General features: G+C 55.1%; 24 protein-coding genes and 1 pseudogene. 13 read left to right on the forward strand and 12 right to left on the reverse strand.

Annotation, left to right across the window (positions count from 1 at the left end):
• Nucleotides 1–33: 33 nt before the first annotated feature.
• The 7 genes and pseudogenes from urtA (at nt 34) to ACZ1HV_RS08060 (ending at nt 8,329) form a co-directional block, all read left to right on the forward strand.
• Nucleotides 34–1,317: an urea ABC transporter substrate-binding protein gene (urtA, locus tag ACZ1HV_RS08030; protein WP_298983686.1), complete on the forward strand. Its 1,284-nt coding sequence runs from the start codon at nt 34–36 to the stop codon at nt 1,315–1,317.
• Nucleotides 1,318–1,550: 233 nt separating this feature from the next.
• Nucleotides 1,551–3,173, forward strand: a complete 1,623-nt coding sequence (urtB, locus tag ACZ1HV_RS08035; RefSeq protein ID WP_472717783.1) for an urea ABC transporter permease subunit UrtB — start codon at nt 1,551–1,553, stop codon at nt 3,171–3,173.
• Nucleotides 3,170–4,414, forward strand: coding sequence for an urea ABC transporter permease subunit UrtC (gene urtC, locus ACZ1HV_RS08040; protein WP_298813366.1), 1,245 nt, complete (start codon nt 3,170–3,172; stop codon nt 4,412–4,414). Before urtB ends, urtC begins: the two co-directional genes overlap by 4 nt.
• Before the next feature lie 4 nt (nt 4,415–4,418).
• Entirely contained in the window at nt 4,419–5,165 is a 747-nt protein-coding gene (urtD, locus tag ACZ1HV_RS08045; RefSeq protein ID WP_298813367.1) for an urea ABC transporter ATP-binding protein UrtD, read from the forward strand.
• A 3-nt stretch (nt 5,166–5,168) separates the two neighbouring features.
• Entirely contained in the window at nt 5,169–5,864 is a 696-nt protein-coding gene (gene urtE, locus ACZ1HV_RS08050; protein WP_298813368.1) for an urea ABC transporter ATP-binding subunit UrtE, read from the forward strand.
• A gap of 171 nt (nt 5,865–6,035) precedes the next feature.
• A pseudogene (locus tag ACZ1HV_RS08055) lies at nt 6,036–7,342 on the forward strand (UDP-glucose dehydrogenase family protein).
• A 273-nt stretch (nt 7,343–7,615) separates the two neighbouring features.
• Nucleotides 7,616–8,329 carry a sugar transferase gene (locus ACZ1HV_RS08060; protein ID WP_472717784.1) on the forward strand — a complete coding sequence of 238 codons (714 nt, stop codon included), beginning with the start codon at nt 7,616–7,618 and terminating at the stop codon, nt 8,327–8,329.
• A gap of 41 nt (nt 8,330–8,370) precedes the next feature.
• Here the strand turns inward: ACZ1HV_RS08060 and aroQ are convergent, their stop codons facing one another.
• Nucleotides 8,371–8,820 carry a type II 3-dehydroquinate dehydratase gene (gene aroQ / locus ACZ1HV_RS08065; RefSeq protein ID WP_472717785.1) on the reverse strand — a complete coding sequence of 150 codons (450 nt, stop codon included), beginning with the start codon at nt 8,818–8,820 and terminating at the stop codon, nt 8,371–8,373.
• Between the two features lie 199 nt (nt 8,821–9,019).
• Here aroQ and ACZ1HV_RS08070 point away from each other — a divergent pair, with 199 nt between their 5' ends.
• Entirely contained in the window at nt 9,020–9,244 is a 225-nt protein-coding gene (locus ACZ1HV_RS08070; protein ID WP_298813372.1) for a hypothetical protein, read from the forward strand.
• Nucleotides 9,245–9,316: 72 nt separating this feature from the next.
• Here ACZ1HV_RS08070 and ACZ1HV_RS08075 read toward each other — a convergent pair whose 3' ends face one another.
• Entirely contained in the window at nt 9,317–9,820 is a 504-nt protein-coding gene (locus ACZ1HV_RS08075; protein ID WP_472717786.1) for a response regulator, read from the reverse strand.
• 316 nt (nt 9,821–10,136) lie between these two features.
• On the opposite strand from ACZ1HV_RS08075, the gene ACZ1HV_RS08080 reads away from it, so the two are divergent.
• Nucleotides 10,137–10,286, forward strand: coding sequence for a hypothetical protein (locus ACZ1HV_RS08080; RefSeq protein WP_298813374.1), 150 nt, complete (start codon nt 10,137–10,139; stop codon nt 10,284–10,286).
• Between the two features lie 35 nt (nt 10,287–10,321).
• On the opposite strand, the gene ACZ1HV_RS08085 is transcribed toward ACZ1HV_RS08080, so the two are convergent.
• From ACZ1HV_RS08085 to ccoN, 9 genes are all read right to left on the reverse strand, one after another.
• Nucleotides 10,322–10,990 (reverse strand): class I SAM-dependent methyltransferase, encoded by a 669-nt coding sequence (locus tag ACZ1HV_RS08085; RefSeq protein ID WP_472717787.1) that lies wholly within the window; start codon nt 10,988–10,990, stop codon nt 10,322–10,324.
• Between the two features lie 86 nt (nt 10,991–11,076).
• Nucleotides 11,077–11,226 carry a cbb3-type cytochrome oxidase assembly protein CcoS gene (gene ccoS, locus ACZ1HV_RS08090; protein ID WP_152502863.1) on the reverse strand — a complete coding sequence of 50 codons (150 nt, stop codon included), beginning with the start codon at nt 11,224–11,226 and terminating at the stop codon, nt 11,077–11,079.
• Nucleotides 11,227–11,231: 5 nt separating this feature from the next.
• Nucleotides 11,232–13,481 carry a heavy metal translocating P-type ATPase gene (locus ACZ1HV_RS08095; RefSeq protein WP_472717788.1) on the reverse strand — a complete coding sequence of 750 codons (2,250 nt, stop codon included), beginning with the start codon at nt 13,479–13,481 and terminating at the stop codon, nt 11,232–11,234.
• A 10-nt stretch (nt 13,482–13,491) separates the two neighbouring features.
• On the reverse strand, nt 13,492–14,004 hold the full coding sequence (locus tag ACZ1HV_RS08100) for a FixH family protein (RefSeq protein ID WP_298813387.1): 513 nt from the start codon (nt 14,002–14,004) through the stop codon (nt 13,492–13,494).
• Nucleotides 14,005–14,014: 10 nt separating this feature from the next.
• The gene (gene ccoG / locus ACZ1HV_RS08105; RefSeq protein WP_298813389.1) at nt 14,015–15,478 is read right to left on the reverse strand and encodes a cytochrome c oxidase accessory protein CcoG; all 1,464 of its coding nucleotides are present in this window, start codon (nt 15,476–15,478) and stop codon (nt 14,015–14,017) included.
• Nucleotides 15,479–15,667: 189 nt separating this feature from the next.
• Complete coding sequence (ccoP, locus tag ACZ1HV_RS08110) at nt 15,668–16,546, reverse strand: cytochrome-c oxidase, cbb3-type subunit III (protein WP_298959293.1); 879 nt, start codon at nt 16,544–16,546, stop codon at nt 15,668–15,670.
• 3 nt (nt 16,547–16,549) lie between these two features.
• Nucleotides 16,550–16,705: a cbb3-type cytochrome c oxidase subunit 3 gene (locus tag ACZ1HV_RS08115; protein WP_152502866.1), complete on the reverse strand. Its 156-nt coding sequence runs from the start codon at nt 16,703–16,705 to the stop codon at nt 16,550–16,552.
• Nucleotides 16,706–16,710: 5 nt separating this feature from the next.
• Nucleotides 16,711–17,445 carry a cytochrome-c oxidase, cbb3-type subunit II gene (ccoO, locus tag ACZ1HV_RS08120; protein ID WP_298813394.1) on the reverse strand — a complete coding sequence of 245 codons (735 nt, stop codon included), beginning with the start codon at nt 17,443–17,445 and terminating at the stop codon, nt 16,711–16,713.
• Nucleotides 17,446–17,458: 13 nt separating this feature from the next.
• A complete protein-coding gene (ccoN, locus tag ACZ1HV_RS08125) occupies nt 17,459–19,114 on the reverse strand; it encodes a cytochrome-c oxidase, cbb3-type subunit I (RefSeq protein WP_472717789.1) in 1,656 nt (551 codons plus the stop codon).
• A 351-nt stretch (nt 19,115–19,465) separates the two neighbouring features.
• Here ccoN and ACZ1HV_RS08130 point away from each other — a divergent pair, with 351 nt between their 5' ends.
• Nucleotides 19,466–20,173: a DMT family transporter gene (locus tag ACZ1HV_RS08130; RefSeq protein ID WP_472717790.1), complete on the forward strand. Its 708-nt coding sequence runs from the start codon at nt 19,466–19,468 to the stop codon at nt 20,171–20,173.
• Nucleotides 20,170–20,367 (forward strand): hypothetical protein, encoded by a 198-nt coding sequence (locus ACZ1HV_RS08135; protein ID WP_472718416.1) that lies wholly within the window; start codon nt 20,170–20,172, stop codon nt 20,365–20,367. The genes ACZ1HV_RS08130 and ACZ1HV_RS08135 overlap by 4 nt, the downstream gene beginning before the upstream one ends.
• 24 nt (nt 20,368–20,391) lie before the next feature.
• Here ACZ1HV_RS08135 and ACZ1HV_RS08140 read toward each other — a convergent pair whose 3' ends face one another.
• The gene (locus ACZ1HV_RS08140; RefSeq protein WP_472717791.1) at nt 20,392–21,285 is read right to left on the reverse strand and encodes a LysR family transcriptional regulator; all 894 of its coding nucleotides are present in this window, start codon (nt 21,283–21,285) and stop codon (nt 20,392–20,394) included.
• Between the two features lie 104 nt (nt 21,286–21,389).
• On the opposite strand from ACZ1HV_RS08140, the gene ACZ1HV_RS08145 reads away from it, so the two are divergent.
• Both ACZ1HV_RS08145 and ACZ1HV_RS08150 read left to right on the forward strand, forming a co-directional pair.
• The gene (locus tag ACZ1HV_RS08145; protein WP_298813402.1) at nt 21,390–22,712 is read left to right on the forward strand and encodes a serine hydroxymethyltransferase; all 1,323 of its coding nucleotides are present in this window, start codon (nt 21,390–21,392) and stop codon (nt 22,710–22,712) included.
• A 101-nt stretch (nt 22,713–22,813) separates the two neighbouring features.
• Nucleotides 22,814–23,959, forward strand: coding sequence for a two-component system sensor histidine kinase NtrB (locus tag ACZ1HV_RS08150; RefSeq protein ID WP_472717792.1), 1,146 nt, complete (start codon nt 22,814–22,816; stop codon nt 23,957–23,959).
• Nucleotides 23,960–23,968: the final 9 nt, after the last annotated feature.

Consider the following 23,968-nt stretch of genomic DNA (forward strand, 5'->3'; position numbering starts at 1 on the left):
GAACCGGCGACGTCATCGAAAAGGGGAACTCATATGAAAAAGTCTTTTACCAAATTCGCATTGGCAGGTCTGATGGCCTCCACCATGATCGGCGGCGCAGCTGCTGAAGACACCATCAAGGTTGGCATCCTGCACTCCTTGTCCGGCACGATGGCGATTTCGGAAACGACGCTCAAAGACGCAATGCTGATGCTCATCGAAGAGCAGAACAAGAAAGGCGGTCTTCTCGGCAAGAAACTGGAAGCCGTTGTCGTCGACCCTGCGTCCGACTGGCCACTCTTTGCGGAAAAAGCGCGTGAACTGATCGAAGTCAACGGCGTTGACGCTGTCTTCGGATGCTGGACTTCCGTTTCGCGCAAATCCGTGCTGCCGGTCTTTGAAGAACTGAATTCACTGCTCTTCTATCCGGTTCAGTACGAAGGCGAAGAATCTCAGCGCAATGTCTTCTATACCGGTGCGGCACCGAACCAGCAGGCCATTCCGGCAGTTGACTACCTGATGAATGAAGAAGGCGTCGAGCGCTGGGTCCTGGCCGGCACAGACTATGTCTACCCGCGGACAACCAACAAGATCCTGGAAGCCTACCTGAAGTCGAAGGGTGTCGCTGAAGAAGACATCATGATCAACTACACGCCGTTCGGTCATTCCGATTGGCAGACGATCGTTTCCGACATCAAGACCTTTGGATCCGCCGGCAAGAAAACTGCTGTGGTTTCAACCATCAACGGTGACGCCAACGTTCCCTTCTACAAGGAACTCGCGAATGCCGGCATCAAGGCTGAGGACATCCCGGTCGTTGCTTTCTCGGTGGGTGAAGAAGAGCTTGCAGGTCTCGACACGGAGCCGCTCGTCGGCCACCTGGCTGCCTGGAACTATTTCCAGTCCGCAGACACTGACATCAACGCCGAGTTCATCGACGCCTGGCACGCCTATATCGGCGACGAAGAACGCGTAACAAACGACCCGATGGAAGCTCACTTCATTGGCTTCAACATGTGGGTCGAGGCCGTTGAAAAGGCCGGCACCACCGATCCGGATGCCGTGATCGACTCCATCGTCGGTGTGACCGTTCCGAACCTGACAGGCGGTTACAGCGCAATGATGCCGAACCACCACATCACCAAACCAGTCCTGATCGGTGAAATCCAGGATGACGGTCAGTTCGAAACCGTTTGGGAAACCTCAGGCCTCGTGGTCGGCGACGCCTGGTCCGATTACCTGGAAGGCTCCAAGGACCTGATTTCCGACTGGCGTGCACCAATGTCATGCGGCAGCTTCAACACCGCCACTGGCGAGTGCACCGGCTCCGGTTCCTAACGAATCGACCAAAACCGGGGCGGGCCAGCAAATTGGCCCGCCCCGAATGGCTTGGTTCGTAACGGTGGGCGATAAATGTCCTTGAAGGATCTTCTCCTCCTGGTCGATAGCCAACACGTTCGTTTGGACGAACAGGCCAACACTAAATGCACCGGTTTCCCGCCTTGCGGGCACCACCAAGCGGCTCTTTGACGAGAGGCCGCCATCGTCAAGCTCACAACGCCGGTGGACACATGTCCTTCTTGAAATCCCTCTTCCTGATCCTGGGCCTCATTTTTGGTGTCTTTGTGAGCCCTGCTGTTGCCCAGTCCGAGCCGGAAACGCTCCGCCCGCTGATCAACGAGCTTGCCAAAGGCAAATATGCCGAAACGGAACAGCAGATTGGCGCCCTGGCTGCAACGGGCGATCCTGCTGTGGCTCCGGCACTGAAGGCACTCAGCGAAGGCGATCTCTTCTTTCGCAAGTCCGACGGTGTGGTGTTCATCGCTGAGAAGCAAGGCAACTCCTACAATCTGAAAGACCCACTAACGCTCGAGGCAGCGGGAGAAGCCGGCAGACGCGAAGTCAAAAAAATCAAGGTCAACAACAAGCTACGCCGTGTGATCCGGTCGGCACTCGGTTCCCTAACGCTGATGGCTTCGGACCCGAACGTACGGCGGCTGGCGGCTGTGGCGATTTTCAAGGCCAAGGATCCCGAGGGTATCGAAGCACTTGATGTAGCGCTTGCTGCTGAAGAAGACGAGGGCGTGCGCCGTGTCATGGAGCAGGCGCGTGCCGCAGCCGTATTGAATTCAGACCTCGATGAAACGCAAAAACTTGACGCTGTCGCCACTCTTTCGGACATGGGCAACAGAGATGCACTTTCGTTGCTTTTGAGTGTCAGGGCTTCGTCAGAAGGCGTGGTCCGCTCCGCTGCAAGCGAAGCCATCACAAAGATTGAAAAGTCAATTGCCACCTGGGATGCGGCCCAGAACATCTGGTACGGCGTGTCTCTGGGATCGGTTTTGTTGCTGGCGGCAATCGGCCTTGCCATTACGTTCGGCGTGATGGGTGTCATCAACATGGCGCATGGCGAGATGGTGATGATCGGCGCTTACACCACCTTTGTGGTTCAAGACGTGATCCGGACCTCCATGCCAGGTCTGTTTGAATACTCTCTCTTTATCGCACTTCCACTTGCCTTCCTCGTTGCGGGTTTGATCGGAATTGCGATCGAGCGCGGCGTCATACGCTGGCTCTATGGTCGACCGCTCGAAACATTGCTCGCAACCTGGGGCATTTCGCTGATCCTGCAACAAGCCGTGCGCTCCATCTTCGGACCGACCAACAGGGAAGTCGGCAATCCCGACTGGATGTCTGGAGCGTTCGAGCTCGGGCAAATGACAATCACCTATAACCGGATGTGGATCATTGTCTTTGCCTTGCTGGTTTTTGCAGGACTGATGCTGGTTCTCAAGAAAACCCCCTTTGGTCTCTACACGCGTGCAGTTACCCAGAACCGGCGCATGGCTGCCTCAATGGGCATTCGCACCCCATGGATTGACGCTCTGACATTCGGCCTCGGATCGGGCATCGCAGGGATAGCGGGTGTTGCCCTCAGCCAGATCGACAACGTCTCTCCCAATCTCGGTCAGGGCTACATCATCGACAGTTTCATGGTTGTCGTGTTCGGCGGGGTCGGAAATCTCTGGGGAACATTGGTCGGTGCCATGACGCTTGGGGTCGTCAACAAGTTTCTGGAGCCCTATGCCGGCGCAGTGCTTGGCAAGATCTTCGTGCTCGTCTTCATCATTCTCTTTATTCAAAAGCGTCCTAGAGGCCTCTTCGCCCTCAAGGGCCGGGCAGTCGAAGCATGATGTCTTCCTTTCTCTTCCGCGCGATGGACGCAAAAGCCGGCATATTCCTGGCCATTCTAGGGGCTGCGATTGTCCTCGTTCCGGCTGGCAATCTTCTGGTTCCGGAGACATCGCCCTTCCACGTACCGACATATGCCGTCACGCTTATGGGCAAGTACCTGACATATGCCTTGCTTGCCCTGGCAGTTGATCTGGTTTGGGGTTACTGCGGCATCCTCTCGCTCGGTCACGCGGCGTTTTTCGCTCTCGGTGGTTATGCCATGGGCATGTATCTCATGCGCCAGATCGGTCCACGTGGCGTTTACGGCGACCCGGTCCTCCCCGACTTCATGGTGTTTTTGAATTGGGAGCATCTGCCCTGGTACTGGTATGGCTTCGACATGTTCTGGTTCGCCGCGTTGATGGTGCTGCTGGTACCAGGCGCTCTCGCCTTCGTGTTCGGATGGTTTGCGTTCCGCTCGCGTGTCACCGGTGTTTACCTTTCCATCATTACCCAGGCGCTTACCTACGCCCTCCTGCTCGCTTTTTTCCGGAATGACATGGGCTTCGGCGGCAACAATGGCCTGACAGACTTCAAAGACATTCTCGGCTTCGACATTCAAGCCGATACGACCCGCGCCGGCCTGTTTGCAGCCTCGGGCATTGCGCTGGTCCTGTGTTTCCTGATTTGCCGCTCGATCACGCGGTCCAAGCTCGGCAAGGTTCTCGTGGCTGTTCGCGACGCCGAAAGCCGAACACGGTTTCTGGGTTACCGGGTCGAACATTACAAACTGTTTGTGTGGACCCTCTCCGCCATGATGGCCGGAATTGCCGGCGCGCTTTACGTGCCGCAGGTCGGTATCATCAATCCAGGCGAGTTTGCGCCGGCAAATTCCATCGAGGTGGTGATCTGGGTGGCCGTTGGCGGACGAGGAACACTGGTGGGCGCGGTTCTCGGTGCAGTATTGATCAACTTTGCCAAGACCTGGTTCACCGCGGCACTGCCGGACATTTGGCTGTTTGCACTTGGTGGCCTTTTTGTCGTGGTCACGCTGTTTCTGCCAAAGGGGATCATCGGCACACTTGGCTCCGGCTGGACCGCATTGAGGCAACGCAAGATTTCCGCCAGATATGAAGCCGGTTCCGACCAACCGCCGAGCCCTGCCCCCCATTCGCCGGGCGCAGCCGCAAATATCTCACCAAGAGCCGAAAACACCGCGTCAAGCACATCCGGTGCTGCCAAACCACAGCCTGCGGAGTAAGTCGATGGCCCGAGCAACAAGTCTCCTTTATCTCGACGGTGTTTCCGTTTCCTTTGACGGCTTCAAGGCACTCAATGAGCTGTCACTGATTATTGCCCCTGGAGAAATGCGCGCCATCATCGGTCCGAATGGAGCCGGAAAGACCACCATGATGGACGTGATTACAGGCAAAACCCGCCCGGACACGGGAGAAGTCTTTTTCAACGGTGCCATTGACCTGACGGGTGAAGACGAAGCATCGATTGCCGAACTTGGGATCGGCCGCAAGTTTCAAAAACCAACGGTGTTTGAAAGCCACACGGTTTGGGACAATCTTGAGCTCGCGCTCAAAGCTCCACGCGGTCCGTTCTCAACACTGTTTCACGTTATCGCCCAGAGCGAGAAGAAGCGCATCGACCACCTTCTGGATCTCATTCGGCTTGGGTCAAAACGCCATGAACTGGCCGCCAACTTAAGTCACGGACAGAAACAATGGCTCGAGATCGGCATGTTGCTTGCTCAGGACCCGAAACTCCTGCTGGTTGATGAGCCGGCTGCCGGAATGACCGATGCAGAGACCGCAGAAACCGCAGAACTGCTGAAAGATATCGCCAAGGACCATTCCGTTGTGGTCGTCGAACACGACATGGTTTTCGTGCGATCCCTGGATGTCAAAGTAACCGTACTTCACGAAGGCTCGGTGCTGGCGGAAGGGTCACTTGATCATGTATCCGCGGATGAGCGGGTTGTCGAAGTCTATCTGGGCCGTTGAACCATGTTGCAAGTTGAAAAAATCAATCTTCATTATGGCGCTGCTCAGGCTCTCAAGGGCGTGTCGCTCAACGCTGAAATCGGCAAGGTAACCTGCCTGATGGGCCGCAATGGTGTCGGCAAGACCTCGACCTTGCGCGCGGTTGCCGGCCAGCATGGCATAAGCTCGGGCAAGATCGTGTGGGACGGAACCGACATTTCCACACTGCCTGCGCACGCGCGTGCGAAAAGCGGAATTGCGATTGTACCCCAAGGCCGCGAGATCTTCCCGCTCCTTTCGGTAAAGGAGAATCTGGAGACAGGCTACGCGCCGGTGAAACGCCAGGATCGAAACATCCCTGAGACGATCTACGAACTGTTTCCGGTTCTGAAAGACATGTTGAACCGGCGCGGCGGAGATCTCTCTGGAGGTCAGCAACAGCAGCTCGCCATTGCCCGTGCACTCGTAACCCGGCCAAGGCTTTTGGTTCTGGACGAGCCGACCGAAGGCATTCAACCGTCAATCATCAAGGATATCGGACGGGCAATTTCCTGGTTGCGGGATCAAGGCACCATGGCCATCGTGCTGGTCGAACAGTATTTTGAATTCGCACGCGATCTGGCGGATGACTATTCCGTAATGGACCGGGGCGAAATCGTTCTTTCCGGGACTGGCGCTGATCTCTGTGAGGCGGAGGTTAGACGCTTTCTTACGGTCTGAGATTTTGAAAGCAGGCTAACCGGTCAATCGCAAAGCCACCCCGGCGAAAAACCAGGGCAAATTGACCGTTGGCCCATTCAGGTCTGGCCTTTTCCGGCTACAGGATGTAATCGGTGCGCAACTTACGATGATTGGCGTTCGCCGAGAAGCATCCAAATGCGGGAATGAACAATGCGCGTTGCAATGATTGGAACCGGCTATGTAGGTCTGGTGTCCGGAACCTGTTTTGCCGATTTCGGTCACGTTGTTACGTGCATTGACAAGGACACTTCCAAAATCGACGCGTTGAACAACGGCGAGATCCCAATCTACGAGCCGGGCCTTCAGGATCTTGTCGCAAAGAACGTTTCGGAAGAACGGCTTTTTTCACGACTGCTACTGAGGAAGCAATCAGACAGGCGGACGCGGTCTTTATTGCCGTCGGCACACCAACCCGGCGCGGTGATGGTCATGCGGACCTAACCTATGTTTATGCCGCAGCTGAGGAAATCGCTGCCCTGATCGAAGGCTTCACCGTTATCGTCACCAAGTCCACCGTCCCAGTCGGCACGGGAGATGAAGTTGAAGCCATTATTCGGCGAACCAACCCCGATGCCGATTTCGCGGTGGTTTCGAACCCGGAGTTCCTGCGCGAAGGCGCCGCAATCAATGACTTCAAACGTCCTGATCGCGTTGTCGTGGGAACCGACAGCGAGCAGGCCGTGGAAGTCATGCGTGAGCTTTACCGCCCGCTCTATCTCAACGAAACACCGATCATTGTCACGCGCAGACGCACGTCCGAATTGATCAAATATGCCGCCAACGCATTTCTCGCCGTCAAGATCACCTTTATCAACGAGATTGCAGACCTTTGCGAGAAGGTCGGTGCCAATGTTCAGGAAGTGTCGCGTGGCATCGGACTTGATAACCGTATCGGGTCAAAGTTTCTGCATGCTGGCCCTGGATACGGCGGTTCCTGTTTCCCCAAGGACACACTTGCTCTGTCGAAGATCGCCGCAGACGTCCAGTCCGACCTGAAAGTGGTCGATTCCGTGATCGAGGTGAATTCAGCCAGAAAGAAGAAGATGGCTGACAAGGTCATCGATTTCCTAGGCGGAGATGTCAATGGAAAGACCATTGCCCTCCTCGGACTGGCTTTCAAGCCGAACACCGACGACATGCGTGAAGCGCCCAGCCTCGACATTGTTGCGAAACTGCAAGAGGCTGGTGCCAATATCCGTGCCTTTGATCCCGCAAGTATGGAAGAAGCAGAGAAGCTCATGACGGGCGTGTTGTTCTGCGATGGGCCCTATCACGCGATCGAAAACGCGGACGCTGTTGTCATAGTCACTGAGTGGGATCAATTCCGGGCACTGGATCTGGAACGCATGAAAACTCTGCTGAATGAGCCGAAAGTGGTGGACCTGCGCAACATTTACACCTCTGACTACATGGGTAGTCGTGGCTTCGAATATACAAGCATTGGTAGAAGCTACTAAGTTGTATTGACGGTGACAGTATTCAGAATGGTTGTAGACAGGTTGCAAGCACTCTGACTCACACCTTTGAAAACGTTACCAAAATTTCACATCACATTTAACTTTGGATTATTGCGCGATCAATTTCTGCGTGGTAACCAAATCCTTAACAGCAAGAACTTTTACGAGTTCTGTTAACCAATTGTTTACGATATCGTGGCGCGCGCAGGACCCAACAGGTACGATTTAACCGTTGTTCCTCGAATGCACGTGACCGCGTGAGGCTGACGGATTTTGGCAAACGAAACTGTCTCATATGACGCTGACGATCGTCGCAGCGGACCAATCAAGCTGCCCGGAATTTCCGGTCTGCAGCCGAAACGGGTCCGATCCGCGCGAAAGGTTCAGTCGCGCTTCCTGAAGCGATCTTTCGACGTTATCGCCGGCAGCATCGGACTCGTCTCGCTAATGCCTCTGTTTGTGCTGATTGCCCTTTCAATCAAACTGACAAGTCGAGGCCCGGTCTTTTTCAGACAACAGCGATATGGCTTGAACGGCGCACCATTCGAGGTTCTGAAGTTCAGGACCATGTACAAGAAAGTGTGCGACGATAGCGGTGTCGTGCAAACCGTTAAGAATGACCCACGAGTGACGCCTGTTGGGTCCTTCCTGCGGAAAAGCAATTTCGACGAGTTACCCCAACTGATCAATGTGCTTAGGGGCGACATGTCTCTCGTGGGGCCTCGCCCGCACGTGCCCGGTATGCTCGCCGCCGGTGTCCCGTACGAAGAATTTGATCCGAGATATATGGATCGCCATAAAATTCTACCTGGAATTACGGGACTGGCGCAGGTCAGCGGCTTCAGAGGTGAAACGCGCGAAGAATATCCGGCCCGCATGCGGCTGGAGCATGATCTTCATTATGTCGAGCACCAGTCTCTTCTGCTCGACATAAAGATCATTCTCGAAACCATACGGAACGAATTTTTCAGTGGCAAAGGCTACTGATTGTACTGACCTAAACCGTCAGATCTCACATTTTAGATGGATCAGTCAGACTTTTGACTTAAGCGGCCCGCGATGTGTCGAACGGCCAACAGATATCCGTCGACGCCGCACCCTGCCAACACTGCTTCCGCACGTTCCGAAACGTAGGAATGGTGCCGAAAATCCTCACGTTTATGAATATTCGAGATATGCACCTCGACAACAGGTGCGTCAAACGTGTTGAGCGCATCAAGGATGGCAATTGACGTGTGTGAATATGCGGCCGGGTTGATGATAATTCCATCAGCCTTCTCACGGGCCTCATGGATCCAGTCAATGAGTTCATGTTCAGCATTGCTTTGGCGAAATACGATTTCGACCCCGACTTGCGAACCCATGGTTTCGCAAAGCCGGCAAACATCATCGAGCGTCTGCGAGCCGTATATCTCCGGTTGGCGCTTGCCGAGAAGGTTGAGATTCGGTCCGTTCAGTATGTAGACAACTTTCGACATGTAAGAAGTTCCCTGTTCACCGTCAAAAACGGCAAGCCCCTTGCTAGTTTTCCTGCGCAATTAAGTGAATTACCACAAAAGATTGTGGACGGCTCCCGAATACACCAAGCACAACCAGACGTTCACTTGCACCGACCAATTTTACGTACTATTAACCATAAATCTCCAGTGTGTATGAAAATCACCTTAGCGAGAAATCATGATCAAGCTGCGTGAACGGCTGGACACTTTAGAAGCTCTGATGTCAGCCATTGAGGGCTATCAGCACCTCCCGATTGACGTTCTGTCTCAATTCCTTCTGGACCACTATACCGTCGATCTTGATGTGCTGGCCCAATTTGCCGACGCCGCGGAAAACAGCAGTTCCGTTGTTGCGAAGGGCGGTGAGACGTTCCAGACGGCAAGAGCCGGTGCTGCAGCTTAACCAGAACCAAGTCGGCAGCGCAAAAATCCTGAAAATCAACCGATTGCGGTGATGTTTTCGACGGGACCTTCCTCACCAGGTGGTTGACCTTGCGGCTGACCCGGTCCTCCCTGCCAGATTTTCTGACGGTTGCGAGATCTCCCGCGGCGCCGGCCCAAAATAGGTGGCGGTTTTGATGAAGTCACGCGGATGCAATATGACGCTCGAGACGCGTTGATAAAGAGACTTCGCAGAAATTGGTTTGGACAAAAGCTCATGCACACCGAGCCGGCGCGCTTCAACGATCCGGCTGCGTTCCGTATGCGCTGTCACCATGATGATCGGGATATAAGCGAACGGATTGTTGGGACTGCGGATCATGCGGACCATGTCAGCACCGTCCAGAATTGGCATGACCCAATCAAGGATCAAGATATCGGGATTGGCACGGTCCATGGCCTCGAGGCCGGATGCACCGTCCTCGGCCTCAACAATTCGGCGCGCACCGAAGCCCTGCAGCATCGTGCGCAGGATCGTCCGCATATATGCACTGTCTTCGACCAACAAAAATGTCAGCGAGGCAAGATCCAGGCTCACCTAGTCCTCCATGTTTCCTGACAGTGTTGACATGAAAGTCTGAACAATGAGTTAGCCAGTGAATTTCGCCTGTTTTGCCTTGATTTGCAGCGTTCAGGGAGGCACTGGAAAGCCTGCATGGATTGGTAAGGTGTTTACAAAACTCAAGGGATGCAAACAGACCCTTTCACCTCTCGGTAATGTTGCGGCACATTAATCTTTTGTCGCCTATCGCTTTAACGCGGGATTCAATCCTGAGCGTCATGGTGAGGCTGTATCGTCAATGCCTTAAACACACATTCTGCCGGTTGTCCGCTCTATGCCCTTGCATCAAGAAATGTTCCAAAACGAAGAAACGTTTGCTGCCGACAAGCCGGACGTCGACATACCTGCAGGATCGTTTCAGCGAGACAACATGTTGCTGATTGCCGGTATCGCGCTGGTGTTGCTGGCAGCGGGCATGGCGATGTCAAGTGCACTGGCCTAGGCCTGCAGTCCGGCATTGAGTTGACAGCCTGTCCCTCATGGTTTTGCAGATCTGGCAGTAAACAAGGCAACACATCCAATCATCTGAATGGACACTTCGGCGAACCGCGCAGAGAGTTCAGCTCGCAATGTTTCCAGAGTGTCGTTGGCGTTCGCAAAAACGCCTTTTGAATTGTAGATACTCATCAGCTTGCGAGCGACCGGCGGGCACGGATTTACGCCTTGCAAGATGGTCGATCCAAAAACCATCCCGTCTTCGGAAAGGTGAGGCTTCAGGTGGTCGAAAATGACCGACTTTCGGGTCATCGAACCTGGCAAGCAATGAAGAAGATAGTTCAGCCCGATACTGTCGAAGTGACCAAGAGTGCGCGGGAATGGGACCAATGCATCGGCGTGAACGGATTTCGGCTTGTACCTGCTGATGCGTTCCGATGCGATTTCCAGACAATCCCTGTTCGGGTCAAGCAGAGTAATCTGCGGTGACCTTTCAGGAAACCTGGCCTTGTCGAGGAAGAAACCGGTGCCTACGCCGATATCAAGATGGCACGCTGCCAAATTTTCCTCGTGATGTCTAATGAGATGCCGGCTTGGACAGCGCCAGATGAAACGATTAGAAAGTCCCAGAACCAAGACGTCGTAGATCGCTAGAGATCGGCGAGAATAGACCGCGTAACCGGGTTTGTTTTCTTCGGGAAATTTTTCCACGCACGAGTTCCCAAGCCTGACCGTCCACACCAAATCCTAGCAGTGTAATCGTCTGCACACGCTCGCGCCAACGAATAGAGCACCGCTCAATCGGGCAGATCGTCATCGTCCAGGATGCGCCATTTAGCACCTTCCAGGTCGTCATATTGACCACTCTTCAGGGACCAGAGAAACGCGCCCAAGCCGAGCGCTCCCAAGAACAAGGCAATCGGGATCAGGAAAATGAGCACATCCATGAGCGTTATCCCTTTGCCAGTTGGTCTTCAGACTTACGATGCGGCAGTGGTTCACGTGCATCGGCGTCCTCACCCAACCGTAGTTTCAGCGCATTTGCCGTCACTGCCAATGAAGACGCAGACATGGCAACAGCGGCCATAAGCGGTGTCACGAAACCGGCGACTGCGATCGGTACCGCAATGATGTTGTAGACAACCGAAATCCAAAGGTTCTGCTCGATCGCAGCACGGGCTCGCTTTGAAAGTCGCAGTGCGTCCGCAACGGGTTGCAATTTATCGCCCAGAAAGACCGCGTCTGCGGCAGCCTGGCTCAAATGCACAGCCGAGACCGGAGACAGCGAAACATTTGCACCGGCGAGCGCTGGTGCATCGTTGAGACCATCCCCCACCATCAACACGTTCCTGCCTTCAGCCTGAAGTGCTTCCAACCGGGCAATCTTGCTGGCCGGTTTCATGCCTGCTTGCCAGGCATCCACACCAAGAGCCTTCGCGCATGCGGCGACGGCCGGCTCTGTGTCACCTGAGACAATCTCAAGCGCAAACCCTTGCGCTTTCAGCTGATCAATGACGGCACGCGCATCAAGACGCAGGCTCTGACGGAAGGTCAAAAGCCGAACTGGTGCATCACCGTGCCGGATCGCAAGAAGCGAAGCGCCCGGTGTCTCGGACAAGGCTCGCTCGATCTGCTGGCGAGACGCACCGCAGAACATTGGGCTGCCGAGCCGAAGCGTTTTGCCGGCAACTTCCGTTTCCAGTCCAGCGCCGGAAACCTCGGTTACTTCAGCAAGCGGTGTGATCGCACCCGTTGCCTTGACAAGCGCAGTCGACAGAGGATGGCGGCTGGCCAGAGCAAGCCGACCGGCCAAAAGCACCGTGTCGTCTGACAGGTCTATTTCACCGCAAAGTTCGGGTTCCGCCAGCGTTAGAGTACCCGTCTTGTCGAACAAGATGGTGTCAATATCGGCCAGACGTTCAATCGCATCGCTTGAATTCAGAAGGACACCGCATCGAAACAACTGTCCCGAGGCAACGACCTGGACCGCGGGCACCGCAAGCCCGAGCGCACAGGGACAGGTAATGATCAGAACCGAAATGGAAATCACAAGCGCGGGCTGCCAAGCCAGTCCTGCCAGCAGCCAGCCAAGGAAGGTGATTGCCGCTGCACCGTGCACAAGTGGCGCATAAAGCCGGGCCGCCCGATCGGCAACGCGAACATACTTCGACTTTGCCTGTGACGCGGTTTCAAGAAGCCGATTGACCTCATCCAGGAGCGTCGCACCGGACGCTGCCTCAACGCGCACCTGCAAGGCTCCTGCTCCGTTCAAGGTACCAGCATAAACGCGCTGCCCCGGATTTACGGGAACAAGAACACTTTCCCCCGTCACCAGGCTCTGGTCGATTTCCGAAGCGCCTGTTTCGACAACTCCGTCAACGGGGACACGTTCACCACCCGAGACCATGACAAGGTCACCGGTCTCAATCTTGGAAAGCGGAACTTCGCGGACGCTGCCATCCGGATTGATCCGGGCTGCGACTTCAGCCTTCAAAGCGGCAATGTTTTCAGCGAAGGAACGCGTGCGGCCACGCATATTGTGGTCGAGATATCGGCCAATCAGCAAAAAGAACAGCAACATCACCGCAGATTCAAAATAGGCATGATGATGATGCTGGATCGTTTGCACGACTGAGAGAGCAACCGCAAGAAAGACACCGATCACGATCGGCACATCCATATTCAACCGCCCCGCGGAGAGCGCCTTGAACGCGCTTTTCACGAAAGGCCGGCCCGAATAGGCAACGGTCGGCAACGCAATCAAAGCTGACAACCAGTGAAAGAAATCACGCGTTTCAGGGGTAATGTCAGTTGCATTTCCGGACCAGACGGAAACGGACAACAGCATGATGTTCATGCCGGCGAAACCTGCAACCGCCAGGCAACGCAACAATTGTTTGCCGGTTTTGTCCTGCCGCTCGCGCTGACTTGCGGGATCGAAAGGATGCGCCGCATAACCGAGACGCTCCAACTCGGCAACAATCTCGTCGGCTCCGGTCTCATCCTGGACCCAGTCGACTGCAAGACGCTGGCTGGTCAGGTTGACCCGTGCATTGCGAATTCCCGGAAGCCGGCGTAAGCCACGCTCAATTTCGCCCATGCAGGCAGCACAGGTGATACCGTCGACGGCGAGGTCCATATGAACCGCGCCGTCCTTTCCCGGGGTGACAAAAGCCTGCCAATCGCGCTGATGAACCGTCAAGACAGTCGCCTCAATCCGTCAGGAAAACCCGGTTTTCGGACTTGAACATCCGCTTACCGTCCTGCTCGATTACCAACACAAGGTTCCAATTGCCGGCAGGCAAACTGGAGACGTCAGCCGTATACCGGCCACCGCCATCTGCATTCAGGAAGAGCTCGACATCCCCCTCACCCTGAGCGGGGCGCCGCAGCGCGGCTTTGACATCCACACCATAGAGAGGCGTCCCCTTTGCATCCAATGCCGTGACCTGAACCTTGGCACTTGCACCAGCCGTCCGGGTAACTTCATTGGTCACCTGCCAGTGCAATTCTTCCTGAGCCTTTGCAGCCGCAATTTCCTGATTGTAGGCCTGCCCGGCCTCATAGGAACTTTCCACGACCACGCCCGGGAATGATCCGAATGCGAGGTAAAGAAAAATCGCGTTGGCGGTAAAAATGACGCCAAAAAACCCTATCAGCCAGGCCAGCACCGTCTTGCCGGTAATAGCCTTTGGATCCTTCATGTTCGACTGGACCATGGTCATCATTATCTCCTCAAGGATTTCCCGGGGCTTTGAACGTGTCTCTGGCTGTAACAACCTCACCCATCACGCTTTCCGTGATCCGGAAGATGACGGGTGTCGAATGAGGCATGTCTAAACTTGGCGGCGATGTCACCAGTATCCGAACTTCCCGCGTGGTGTCCGGGCCAACCTCAATGAATGGCCGACCGGCAAAGGTTTCGTCGACGCCTACAGCTTCAACAAGCGTTTCGGGCGGCATGCCCTCCACGTGAAGCATGAAGTGGCGCTCGTGGCGGCGCTTGTTCGAAAGACGAACCGAATAGCCGTTGCGCACAGATCCGTCGGACTGTTCCACAAAGACCGGATTTCTGTCGTGCAGAACGCTGATGTCGGCAAAATCCCGGTTGAGCAACACGAACAGCATGATCGCGCCAACCAGCGCAATGACTGCCGCATAGACAACGGTTCGGACGCGGACAATCTCGTAGACCGGTTCCTTGCCTTCGATCCGGCGTTCAATGTTTTCGTCAGTATCATAAGCGATCAGGCCCGTTGGCTTTCCGACCTTCTTCATGATGTTGTCGCATGCGTCGATGCAGAGGCCACACTGAATGCAATCAAGCTGCATCCCTTTGCGAATATCGACCCCTGTCGGACAGACCTGGAAACACTGGTAGCAATCGATGCAATCGCCTGCGGGAAGTCCCTGATCAACGAGTTTCTTGTTTTGCTTCAGGGATCCGCGCGGTTCACCACGATCCCAACGATAGGTGACGTTGAGGGCTTTTTCGTCGGTCAGTGCAGCCTGAATCCGTGGCCAGGGGCACATATAGATGCACACCTGCTCCCGCATGAAACCCGCCAGCAGATACGTCGTCGTGGTCAGTATCCCGATCCAGATATAGGCAATCATGGGTGCCTGGAACGTCAGCAATTGCCAGACCAGCGTCGGGGCATCGTTGAAGTAAAGAACCCAGGCTCCACCTGTCCACCAGGCAATCATCAGCCAGAAGAAGTGTTTTGTCGCTCTTTTGCCAACCTTGCTGGCGGTCCAGGGCTGTTTGTCGAACGCGATACGCTCGCGCCTGTCACCCTCGACCTGTCGCTCGACCCACAGGAACAGATCCGTCCAAACCGTCTGAGGGCACAGATAGCCACACCAGATCCGGCCAGCGACGGCGTTCATCAAAAACAAGGCCACTGCTGCGATAATGAGAAGGCCGGTGAGGTAATAGACTTCCTGCGGCCAGATTTCGATAAAGAAAAAATATGCCCGCCGGTGCTCCATATCGACCAGAACAGCCTGTCCCGGTGCGTTCGGCCCCCTGTCATAACGAATGAAAGGCAGGAAGTAGTAGATGCCCAGAGTAATGAATAGCAGAGCCCACTTGATCCTGCGAAACAGACCGTGAGTTGCCATGGGATAGATCTTTTTGGCTGACGCAAACCATTCGTCGGATTGCGAGCCTTCATGCGTTTCGGTGTCCGTAGACATGCCGCCCGTCCTCTTAAACGCGATCCTGCCCCAATAGGATCTGAACTTTCAGATGCTCATGATCTTTAGCATCCGTATCTCAAAATAAACCGGCGCAAAGCGTCACACTTTGCGCCGGATCAAATCATTCAGGCCATCTGGCGTTTTTGTCGCATCAGTCCTGTGAATTGCAGGCCCGGCCTGACAGTTTTACTGACCACCACCGAAGGAGTGGACGTAAACCGTCAACGACTTGATGGTCGCCGGATCGAGACGATCCGCCCATGCGGGCATCACACCGTTCCGCGGGTTCGTGACCTGTGCCTTGATGGCATCAAGCGATTTGCCATAAAGGTAGTTGGCCGACATCAAGCTCGGTGCTCCGACTTCCTGGATACCTTCGAGGTTGTCGCCATGACATGCCGCGCAATTGTCTTCGTAGAGCGTCTGCCCAGCGGCCAGATCAACACCCTCGTCCGTTTCCAGTCCAGCTTTGGATGCGACGAAGTTCGAAACCTGATTGATCTCGTCCTTGCTCAGAAGCTCGTCGCGGCCATATGCCGGCATGTCACCGAAACGGGTGTCGTCATTGGTTGTGCGGATGCCATGGAGCAAGGTGGTTTGGATGTCATCCAATGTGCCTCCCCAAAGCCAGGTGTCATCCTGCAGGTTTGGATAACCCTCCGCACCCGTGCCGCCGCTGCCATGGCAAGGTGCACAGTTGTCACCGAAGGCAGCCTGTCCGTTTGCCAATGCAAATTGCAGCATATCCTGATCAGCCGAAATGTCCTGTAGCGAGGTTGCGACAATCTTGTCGGCAAACTCGGACCGGTCGGCAATACCCTGATCATAAGCGGCAATCGCTTCCATGCGCTGGTTGGCACCGAGGACACCTGTGGTGTAACTGGTTACCAACGGCCAGGCCGGATAAAGGATCCAGTAAACAACCGCCCAGGCGATGGTGACGTAAAAGAGATACAGCCACCACCTCGGCAAGGGATTGTTCAGTTCCTTCAGGCCATCCCACTCGTGACCGGTTGTTTCGACCCCGGAAACCTGGTCGACTTCCTTATTGTGTGCGTCAGCCATCAATCAATCCTCCCGAAACGGGATCTGAGCTGCATCGTCGAACTTTTTGCGGTTCTTTGGCCACAACGCATAGGCCAGGACGATGCCAAACAGGATCATGAAGTAGAGTAGGCCCCAGGTCTGTGCGAAGCCTGCGAAAGCGGTATACGTTTCGTTCATCGCCCTTACCTCGAGTTTGCCTTGTTGTCGTAGATGGAGAAGTCCACCATCGTGCCGAGCACCTGGAGATAGGCGACGAGTGCGTCCATCTCGGTAACGGCGTCAGGGTTGCCGTCGAAATCACGGATCTGAGCCGTCGGCCAGCGTTCCTCGAATGCATAAGCTGCATCCGTGTCCGGCCGAGCTTGTCCCATCAGGTCGCTGGCGGCGTTCTCAATCTGCTCTTCGGTGTAAGGCACACCAACGATGCTGTTGACCGTCAGGGCCGATTGAGTGTCACGCGTATCCAGCTTGTTTTCCGCCAGGAACGGATAGCCGGGCATGATAGACGCGGGAACCAGAGACCTTGGGTCGATCAGGTGCTCAGTGTGCCAGGCGTCGGAATACTTGCCGCCAACGCGGGCAAGGTCCGGGCCTGTACGCTTGGACCCCCACTGGAACGGATGGTCATACATTGACTCCGCCGCCAGCGAGAAATGACCATAGCGTTCCATCTCGTCCCGCATCGGGCGCACCATCTGCGAGTGGCAGAGGTAACATCCCTCACGGATGTAGATGTCACGCCCCTTGAGCTCGAGCGGCGTGTAGGGCCGCATTCCGACGGTCTTCTCGATCGTGCTCTTCAAGTAAAAGAGCGGCGCAATCTCGACCAGACCGCCTATGGCGACCGCCACCAGAATGCCGATCAGCAGAACAAAGGAGTTCTTCTCAAAGACTTCGTGTTTTTTCCATGCAGACATTTTTGTCCCTCCCCTATTCGGCCGGAGCCAGGGAGCCAGCCGGCGCAGCATCGGCTTCTTCAGCCTCGCCATGACGGACGGTCATCCAGAGATTATAGGCCATGATCACAGCGCCGATCACAAAGAGCGCACCGCCGAGAGCACGGATGATGTAGAAGGGATGCATCGCTTCCACGGTTTCCACGAACGAATATTCAAGGAAGCCGAGACTGTCGTATGCGCGCCACATCAGGCCCTGCATGATACCGGACACCCACATCGCTGTGATGTAGAGAACGATACCGAGCGTCGACAGCCAGAAGTGCCAGTTCACCAGCTTCAGCGAATAGAGCTGCTTCTTGTTCCAAAGCCATGGAACGAGGCAGTAGATCGCGCCGAAGGAGATGTAACCCACCCAGCCGAGAGCACCGGAATGCACATGGCCAATGGTCCAGTCGGTGTAATGTGACAGCGAGTTGACCGAGCGCAGGCTCATCAGCGGACCTTCAAAGGTCGACATTCCGTAGAATGCAACCGAGACAACCATCATGCGCAGAACCGGATCGGTTCTCAGCTTGTCCCAAGCACCCGAAAGGGTCATCAGACCGTTGATCATGCCACCCCAGGACGGCATCCACAGGATGATGGAGAAGGTTGCACCCAGGGTCGATGCCCATTGCGGCAGAGCCGTATAGTGAAGGTGGTGCGGTCCAGCCCAGATGTAGAGGAAGATCAGCGCCCAGAAGTGGACGATTGACAGACGGTACGAATAGACCGGCCGGTCAGCCTGCTTCGGAATGAAGTAGTACATGATGGCCAGGAAGCCGGCTGTCAGGAAGAACCCGACCGCGTTGTGGCCGTACCACCATTGCACCATCGCGTCCTGTACGCCCGACCAGACAATGTAGGACTTGGTCGAATAGATCGACACCGGTATCGTCAGGTTGTTGGTGATGTGAAGCATGGCAATCGTGACGATGAACGCCAGATAGAACCAGTTGGCCACATAGATATGCGGCTCTTTCCGCTTCCAGAGCGTGCCGAGGAACAAGAACAGATAGAAGACCCAGACAATGGTCAGCCACAGATCGGCATACCATTCCGGTTCCGCATATTCCTTACTCTGGGTCACGCCCAGAAGGTATCCAGTGCCGGCAATAACGATGAATGCGTTATAGCCGAGAATAACGAACCAGGGCAGGATCCTGCCCGGCATGCGAGCCCGGCTGGTCCTTTGCACCACATACATTGACGTGGCCAGCAGCACGTTGCCGCCAAAGGCGAAAATCACGGCTGAGGTGTGCAGGGGACGCAAGCGCCCGAAATTGGTCCAGGGAAGATCGAAATTCAGCGCTGGCCATGCCAGCTGCAATGCGATCACGAGCCCGACCGTAAACCCGGCCAGCCCCCAGAATACTGCTGCTATGGTCCCGAATTTGACCGGTCCCATGTTGTAGTTAGGTTTTCCGTCGATTTCAGCCGGGATCGGTTCCCCGCCATCGTCGAAGTAGTTTTTGAAGATAAAAAACACGCCCACAGCGGCAAACAATGTGCCGATGCCAGCGTGAAATGCCATGACCTGATCAAAAGTCTTGCCCGCCACGATCAGGCAGGCAAAAGCAAGCACTACGAGGAAGATTGCAAATCCGCCTTCCTCGAGCGAGATCATTTTGGCCTTATTTTGTGCCATTTCAGCGCCCCAGTCCTTAGAATCCATACAAGGTGCCAACGATGGCACGACCATGCACACGACTTTTCCCGAGCCGCGTTGATTCATATCAATGGGGTCATACAGTCCCTCTAGACAAAAGGTTGAGTGCAGGTTGTCGCACCTGATCGGCACAATGTCGCAGCTCTCGGCCCGATCCCCGCAAAGGCCCTTGATTTGCCCATTTTTCCAACCGGTAATTGCCGGTCGTTTACGTCCCTGAACCACGAATTTTAAGCGCACCTGCAGGTAAGCTGTGCTACTTCGTCTCTGCCTTCCTCACGTCGGCACTGGTTTCAGTGGGGCCGGTGCCTCCAAATCAGGACATGCTTCTTGTCATCGTCGCACGAGAATAAAACGCCTTTGCCAGCGAACCTTGCCGGTAGCCTCTGGATGATCGCTGCCATGGCGGCGTTCGCATTGGAGGATGCGTTTGTGAAACAGGCGGCGCGACAGCTGCCTGTCAGCGAAATACTTGTCTTGTTTGGTATCGGAGGTGCATTGGCGTTCTGGGCCCTGGCAGTCTTTAATGGTGAGCGCGTGTTCAGGCGCGAAGCCCTGTCGCCCGTAATGCAGGTGCGTTTCGGTTTCGAGCTCGTTGGACGGTTGTTTTATATTCTCGCTCTGGCCCTCACGCCCCTCTCGGCCACAACAGTCATTCTTCAGGCCACACCGATTTTTGTTGTGTTGGGCGCTGCGCTTTTCTTTGGCGAGAAAGTCGGCTGGCGCCGATGGACAGCAATTCTCGTCGGTCTTGTCGGCGTCATTATCGTTTTGCGGCCTGACAGCGGATCGTTTACGCCCTTGTCACTGCTTGCGGTCATCGGCATGCTCGGCTTTTCCGGCCGTGATCTGGCCAGCCGGGCAGCTCCGGCATCGCTCAGCACAAATGTACTGGGATTCTACGGCTTCGTGACCATACTCATCGCCGGGCTCTTGTTCGGTCTCTGGGAACAACCGGTATTTGTCACTCCTCCCCCAACAGCGTTTTCGCTCTTCTGGCCGCCGTTTTTTTCGGCATCTTTGCCTATACCGCGCTGATGAAAGCGATGCGCAAAGGTGAAATCGCCACGGTCGCGCCTTTCCGCTATTCCAGGCTTCTATTCGGTGTCCTATTGGGTGTTGTCTGGTTTGGAGAAACAATCGATGCGCAAATGCTGATCGGATGCGGCGTCATCGTCGGATCGGGGCTGTTCATCTTATGGCGCGGTGGCAAAGTGCGCGGCAACACCTGATCAGCTGCGGTAGTCTGATCTTGTTCAAGCGGTCTGGCCGGCCAGTCTTTTCAGTTCCATCGTCACATCGTCAACCGCCTTGTTGCCTTGCCCACCCGGGAGGCTCCACAGACATATCGGCATCTCGAGCGGCGTGGATATGGCGAATGGAGCCACCAAATCTCCTGAATGCAAGTGTTCCTCAATCAGGCGCTTGTGCGCCATCAGAACACCAGCGCCGCTAAGAGCCTCCTGAACCGCCAGCGAGTAGAGGGAATAGACCGGTCCCTTGGGAACAAACTCCCAGCCGTCTAAAGAACGGGATGCCCAATTGCGCCAGTCATCCGACCAGGCACTGTCGGTCAGGCAGGTGACATTATCGAGATCCATAGGTGTTCTAAGCGTCGCGGCAATCGCTGGGGTGCACACAGGCAACAACTCATCTGACGAAATGACGGTTGCCCCACGATCTTGCGCGTCCGCATAGAAAAGGCACAAATCAAAGGGAACACGCTTGAGGTTCGGAGGCACCTCCAGAGCCGTTACAGAAATATCCATGTCCGGATATTTCGCCCGGATAGCGGGCAGACGGGGTGCCAGCCAGAGTTCCGCAAGCGCTGGCAATGCCGCGATGTGAACCTTGCGCGGTTCTGCTTCGCGTCGAAGCTCGCGGACGGTCTGGCCCAGATCGTCAAAAACGGTGACAAAACCGGGTAATGCTCTTTCACCAAGCGGTGTCAAACGCACACCACGCACATGGCGTTCAAATAGCGGCGCCCCGATGTCTTCTTCCAATTTCTTGACCAGGGCTGCAACAGCTCCAGGCAACACATTCAGTTCTTGTGCTGCCTGTGCGAACCCGCCCAACCTTGCTGAAGCTTCGAACGCCCGCAAGGCATTGAGAGACGGCAGCCGGGGGACCGGAGGGGCAACTGACATGATCTGAGACCTAATTTTTCTAGCCCTTAAATTTCTAAAATCTTGTTTGTCCTAGCGCAAGTTTCCGCGACAATCTGGTGCAGACGAGAAACTGGAGTTGAGACATGAGTGCACGAGACACACATCCCTGGTTGCCTGCTGAAGCCATTTCACGGATTGACGGCATCAAGGATGCTTCCTGCGAACTGAATTCGCAGCAGATCGTCTCACGCATTGAAGCGTTGGCCGACGAAAACCGGACCATCCACGAAAAGAACTGTTTCAACCTCAACCCTGCGACCAATGTCATGAACCCTCGGGCCGAAGCACTGCTGGCAAGCGGTCTCGGCTCCAGGCCTTCGCTCGGATATCCAGGCGACAAATATGAAATGGGTCTTGAAGCCATTGAAGAGATCGAGGTTTTGGCGAGCTCACTGGCTTGCGAAATTTTCAGATCTACCCATTCGGAAATCCGGGTCGCTTCCGGAGCAATGGCCAATCTTTATGCCTTCATGGCTACCACGCGTGCGGGCGATGTCATTATCGCTCCTCCGGCATCGGTCGGTGGCCATGTGACCCACCACCAGCCAGGCTGCGCCGGCCTCTACGGTCTTGAAATCCACACGGCCCCGGTCGATGCCGACGGCTACACACTCGACATTGACGGCCTGCGGCAGCTTGCCCGCGAGAAGCAACCGAAGCTCATCACCATCGGAATGAGTTTAAACCTCTTTCCGCATCCTGTTGCGGACATTCGGGAAATAGCGGACGAAGTCGGCGCCCTGGTCCTGTTCGATGCAGCCCATCAGTGCGGAATGATCGCCGGCGGTGTATTTGCAGACCCGCTTTCGGAGGGCGCCCACTTGATGACGATGAGCACCTACAAAAGCCTCGGCGGCCCCGCCGGTGGCCTGATCGTCACAAACGAGGCGGACCTGGCGCAGAAGCTTGATGCAATCGCGTTTCCGGGCATGACGGCCAATTTCGACGTGGCCAAGTCGGCCGCACTGGCCATCACATTGCTGGACTGGCGCGAATTCGGGACTTCCTATGCCCGGAAAATGGCAGACACCGCACAGGCACTTGCCGCGGCACTTGCTGATGAAGGGATGCCTGTCTTCAAGACCGGCAACGGATTTACCGCTTCACACCAATTTGCTCTTGAAGCGGCTGCGTTTGGCGGTGGGCAGACTGCATCTAAAAAACTCCGCAAGGCAGGCTTCCTGGCTTGCGGCATCGGCTTGCCTGCCGCGGATGTTGCCGGTGACATGAACGGCTTGAGAATTGGCACTCCTGAACTTGTGCGCTGGGGTATGGACGATATCCATATGCCGCAACTGGCGCATCTGATCGCTGAGGCTCTGCGGTCAAATGATCCCGAAGCAATGGCCGGACGTGTAGCGGAATGGCGGGGCAGTTTCGGGGCACTGCACTATGTGCTGACATAACCAAGACTGTGGTTTTACCGCATCAAGTGCCTTCCGTTTTTTCCAGTCTGTGAATACCTTTTGCATTGCAAGTTCTTCAATGCACCGGGGGCAACACGGATATGCCGGACTCTAGCAACGACGGATACGCAGCCCTGGGGCACCTGATCAAAGGAGCCCCGGATCTCTTAAAGTCGATCCTTGAAGGTTCTCCGGACACCATCAGCGTTTCCGATGTAAGCCAGCCGGACTTGCCGCTCACCTATGTGAACCCGGCATTCACGAAAACAACCGGCTACGCCTCAGATGAAGCCCTTGGTCGGAACTGCAGGTTTCTGCAGGGCGAGAGCACCAACAGGGACGATGTCGCCAGAATTCGGAAGGCCATTGAAGACCAGAAACCAATCGACATCATCGTACTGAACTACAAGAAAGACGGGGAGCCATTCCTGAACGCTTTGCGCATGGCACCGATCTTCGACAAATCAGGACGGCTTTCAGCCTATTTGGGCATTCAACGCGACATCACCCAGGAACGCCTTAGGGAAGAAAAGGAAAAGACGCAGAACCGTCTTGAAACACTCGGGACTGCGTCAGGTGCACTCGCCCATCAGCTGAACAATCTGCTGCATCCCATAGAGAGCCTGATTTCACTTCATTTGCCTGACATCCCCGACCCCGCGATCAGGGCCGATCTGGATATGGCACGCTATAGCGCGCATCAAGCTGCGGACCTCTCCAACAACTTGCTCGGCCTTTCACGTGGGGAATTTCAAAACAGTTCCGAATCGACTCACCTGCCTGACGCCCTGATCCGCACAATCTCACTGGTGCAGCTCATGCTGCCGGCAACTGTCAGTATTCAAACCGACTTTCGGAACGTTCCAGCAGATCTGGCTATACCGATCAATGAAACTCTGTTTGCACAAGTATTAATCAATATCATCACCAACGCATCCCAAGCGACGAAGCATCTAGGGATAATACGTATAGAACTCCGGAAAATTGAAAGTACCCGACTTCAGATTTCCATCTCTGACAATGGACCCGGCGTTGAAAAAGCTGATAGAGATAAAATATTCAAACCCTTTTACTCAAGAAGCTTAAGTAAAAATAGCTCTGGACTTGGCCTTCCCGTCGCTTTGCAAATTATTAATAATATTGGTGGAATAATTCATCTTAGTGAGGGCTTAATACAACCAGACGGACGTGGATACGGTTGTATGTTTACTTTAGATCTGCCCAACGTTACGCAAGGTAGCTTTTAGATAGTACTT

It is taken from the genome of Roseibium sp. JB4-4, from assembly GCF_055693425.1.

Coding starts and splice junctions, on each gene's coding strand:
- urtA (WP_298983686.1), top strand. CDS start 34: ATGAAAAAGTCTTTTACCAAATTCGCATTGGCAGGTCTGATGGCCTCC.
- urtB (WP_472717783.1), top strand. CDS start 1,551: ATGTCCTTCTTGAAATCCCTCTTCCTGATCCTGGGCCTCATTTTTGGT.
- urtC (WP_298813366.1), top strand. CDS start 3,170: ATGATGTCTTCCTTTCTCTTCCGCGCGATGGACGCAAAAGCCGGCATA.
- urtD (WP_298813367.1), top strand. CDS start 4,419: ATGGCCCGAGCAACAAGTCTCCTTTATCTCGACGGTGTTTCCGTTTCC.
- urtE (WP_298813368.1), top strand. CDS start 5,169: ATGTTGCAAGTTGAAAAAATCAATCTTCATTATGGCGCTGCTCAGGCT.
- aroQ (WP_472717785.1), bottom strand. CDS start 8,820: ATGTCGAAAGTTGTCTACATACTGAACGGACCGAATCTCAACCTTCTC.
- ACZ1HV_RS08070 (WP_298813372.1), top strand. CDS start 9,020: ATGATCAAGCTGCGTGAACGGCTGGACACTTTAGAAGCTCTGATGTCA.
- ACZ1HV_RS08080 (WP_298813374.1), top strand. CDS start 10,137: ATGTTCCAAAACGAAGAAACGTTTGCTGCCGACAAGCCGGACGTCGAC.
- ccoS (WP_152502863.1), bottom strand. CDS start 11,226: ATGGATGTGCTCATTTTCCTGATCCCGATTGCCTTGTTCTTGGGAGCG.
- ACZ1HV_RS08100 (WP_298813387.1), bottom strand. CDS start 14,004: ATGACCATGGTCCAGTCGAACATGAAGGATCCAAAGGCTATTACCGGC.
- ccoG (WP_298813389.1), bottom strand. CDS start 15,478: ATGTCTACGGACACCGAAACGCATGAAGGCTCGCAATCCGACGAATGG.
- ccoP (WP_298959293.1), bottom strand. CDS start 16,546: ATGGCTGACGCACACAATAAGGAAGTCGACCAGGTTTCCGGGGTCGAA.
- ACZ1HV_RS08115 (WP_152502866.1), bottom strand. CDS start 16,705: ATGAACGAAACGTATACCGCTTTCGCAGGCTTCGCACAGACCTGGGGC.
- ccoO (WP_298813394.1), bottom strand. CDS start 17,445: ATGTCTGCATGGAAAAAACACGAAGTCTTTGAGAAGAACTCCTTTGTT.
- ccoN (WP_472717789.1), bottom strand. CDS start 19,114: ATGGCACAAAATAAGGCCAAAATGATCTCGCTCGAGGAAGGCGGATTT.
- ACZ1HV_RS08140 (WP_472717791.1), bottom strand. CDS start 21,285: ATGTCAGTTGCCCCTCCGGTCCCCCGGCTGCCGTCTCTCAATGCCTTG.
- ACZ1HV_RS08145 (WP_298813402.1), top strand. CDS start 21,390: ATGAGTGCACGAGACACACATCCCTGGTTGCCTGCTGAAGCCATTTCA.
- ACZ1HV_RS08150 (WP_472717792.1), top strand. CDS start 22,814: ATGCCGGACTCTAGCAACGACGGATACGCAGCCCTGGGGCACCTGATC.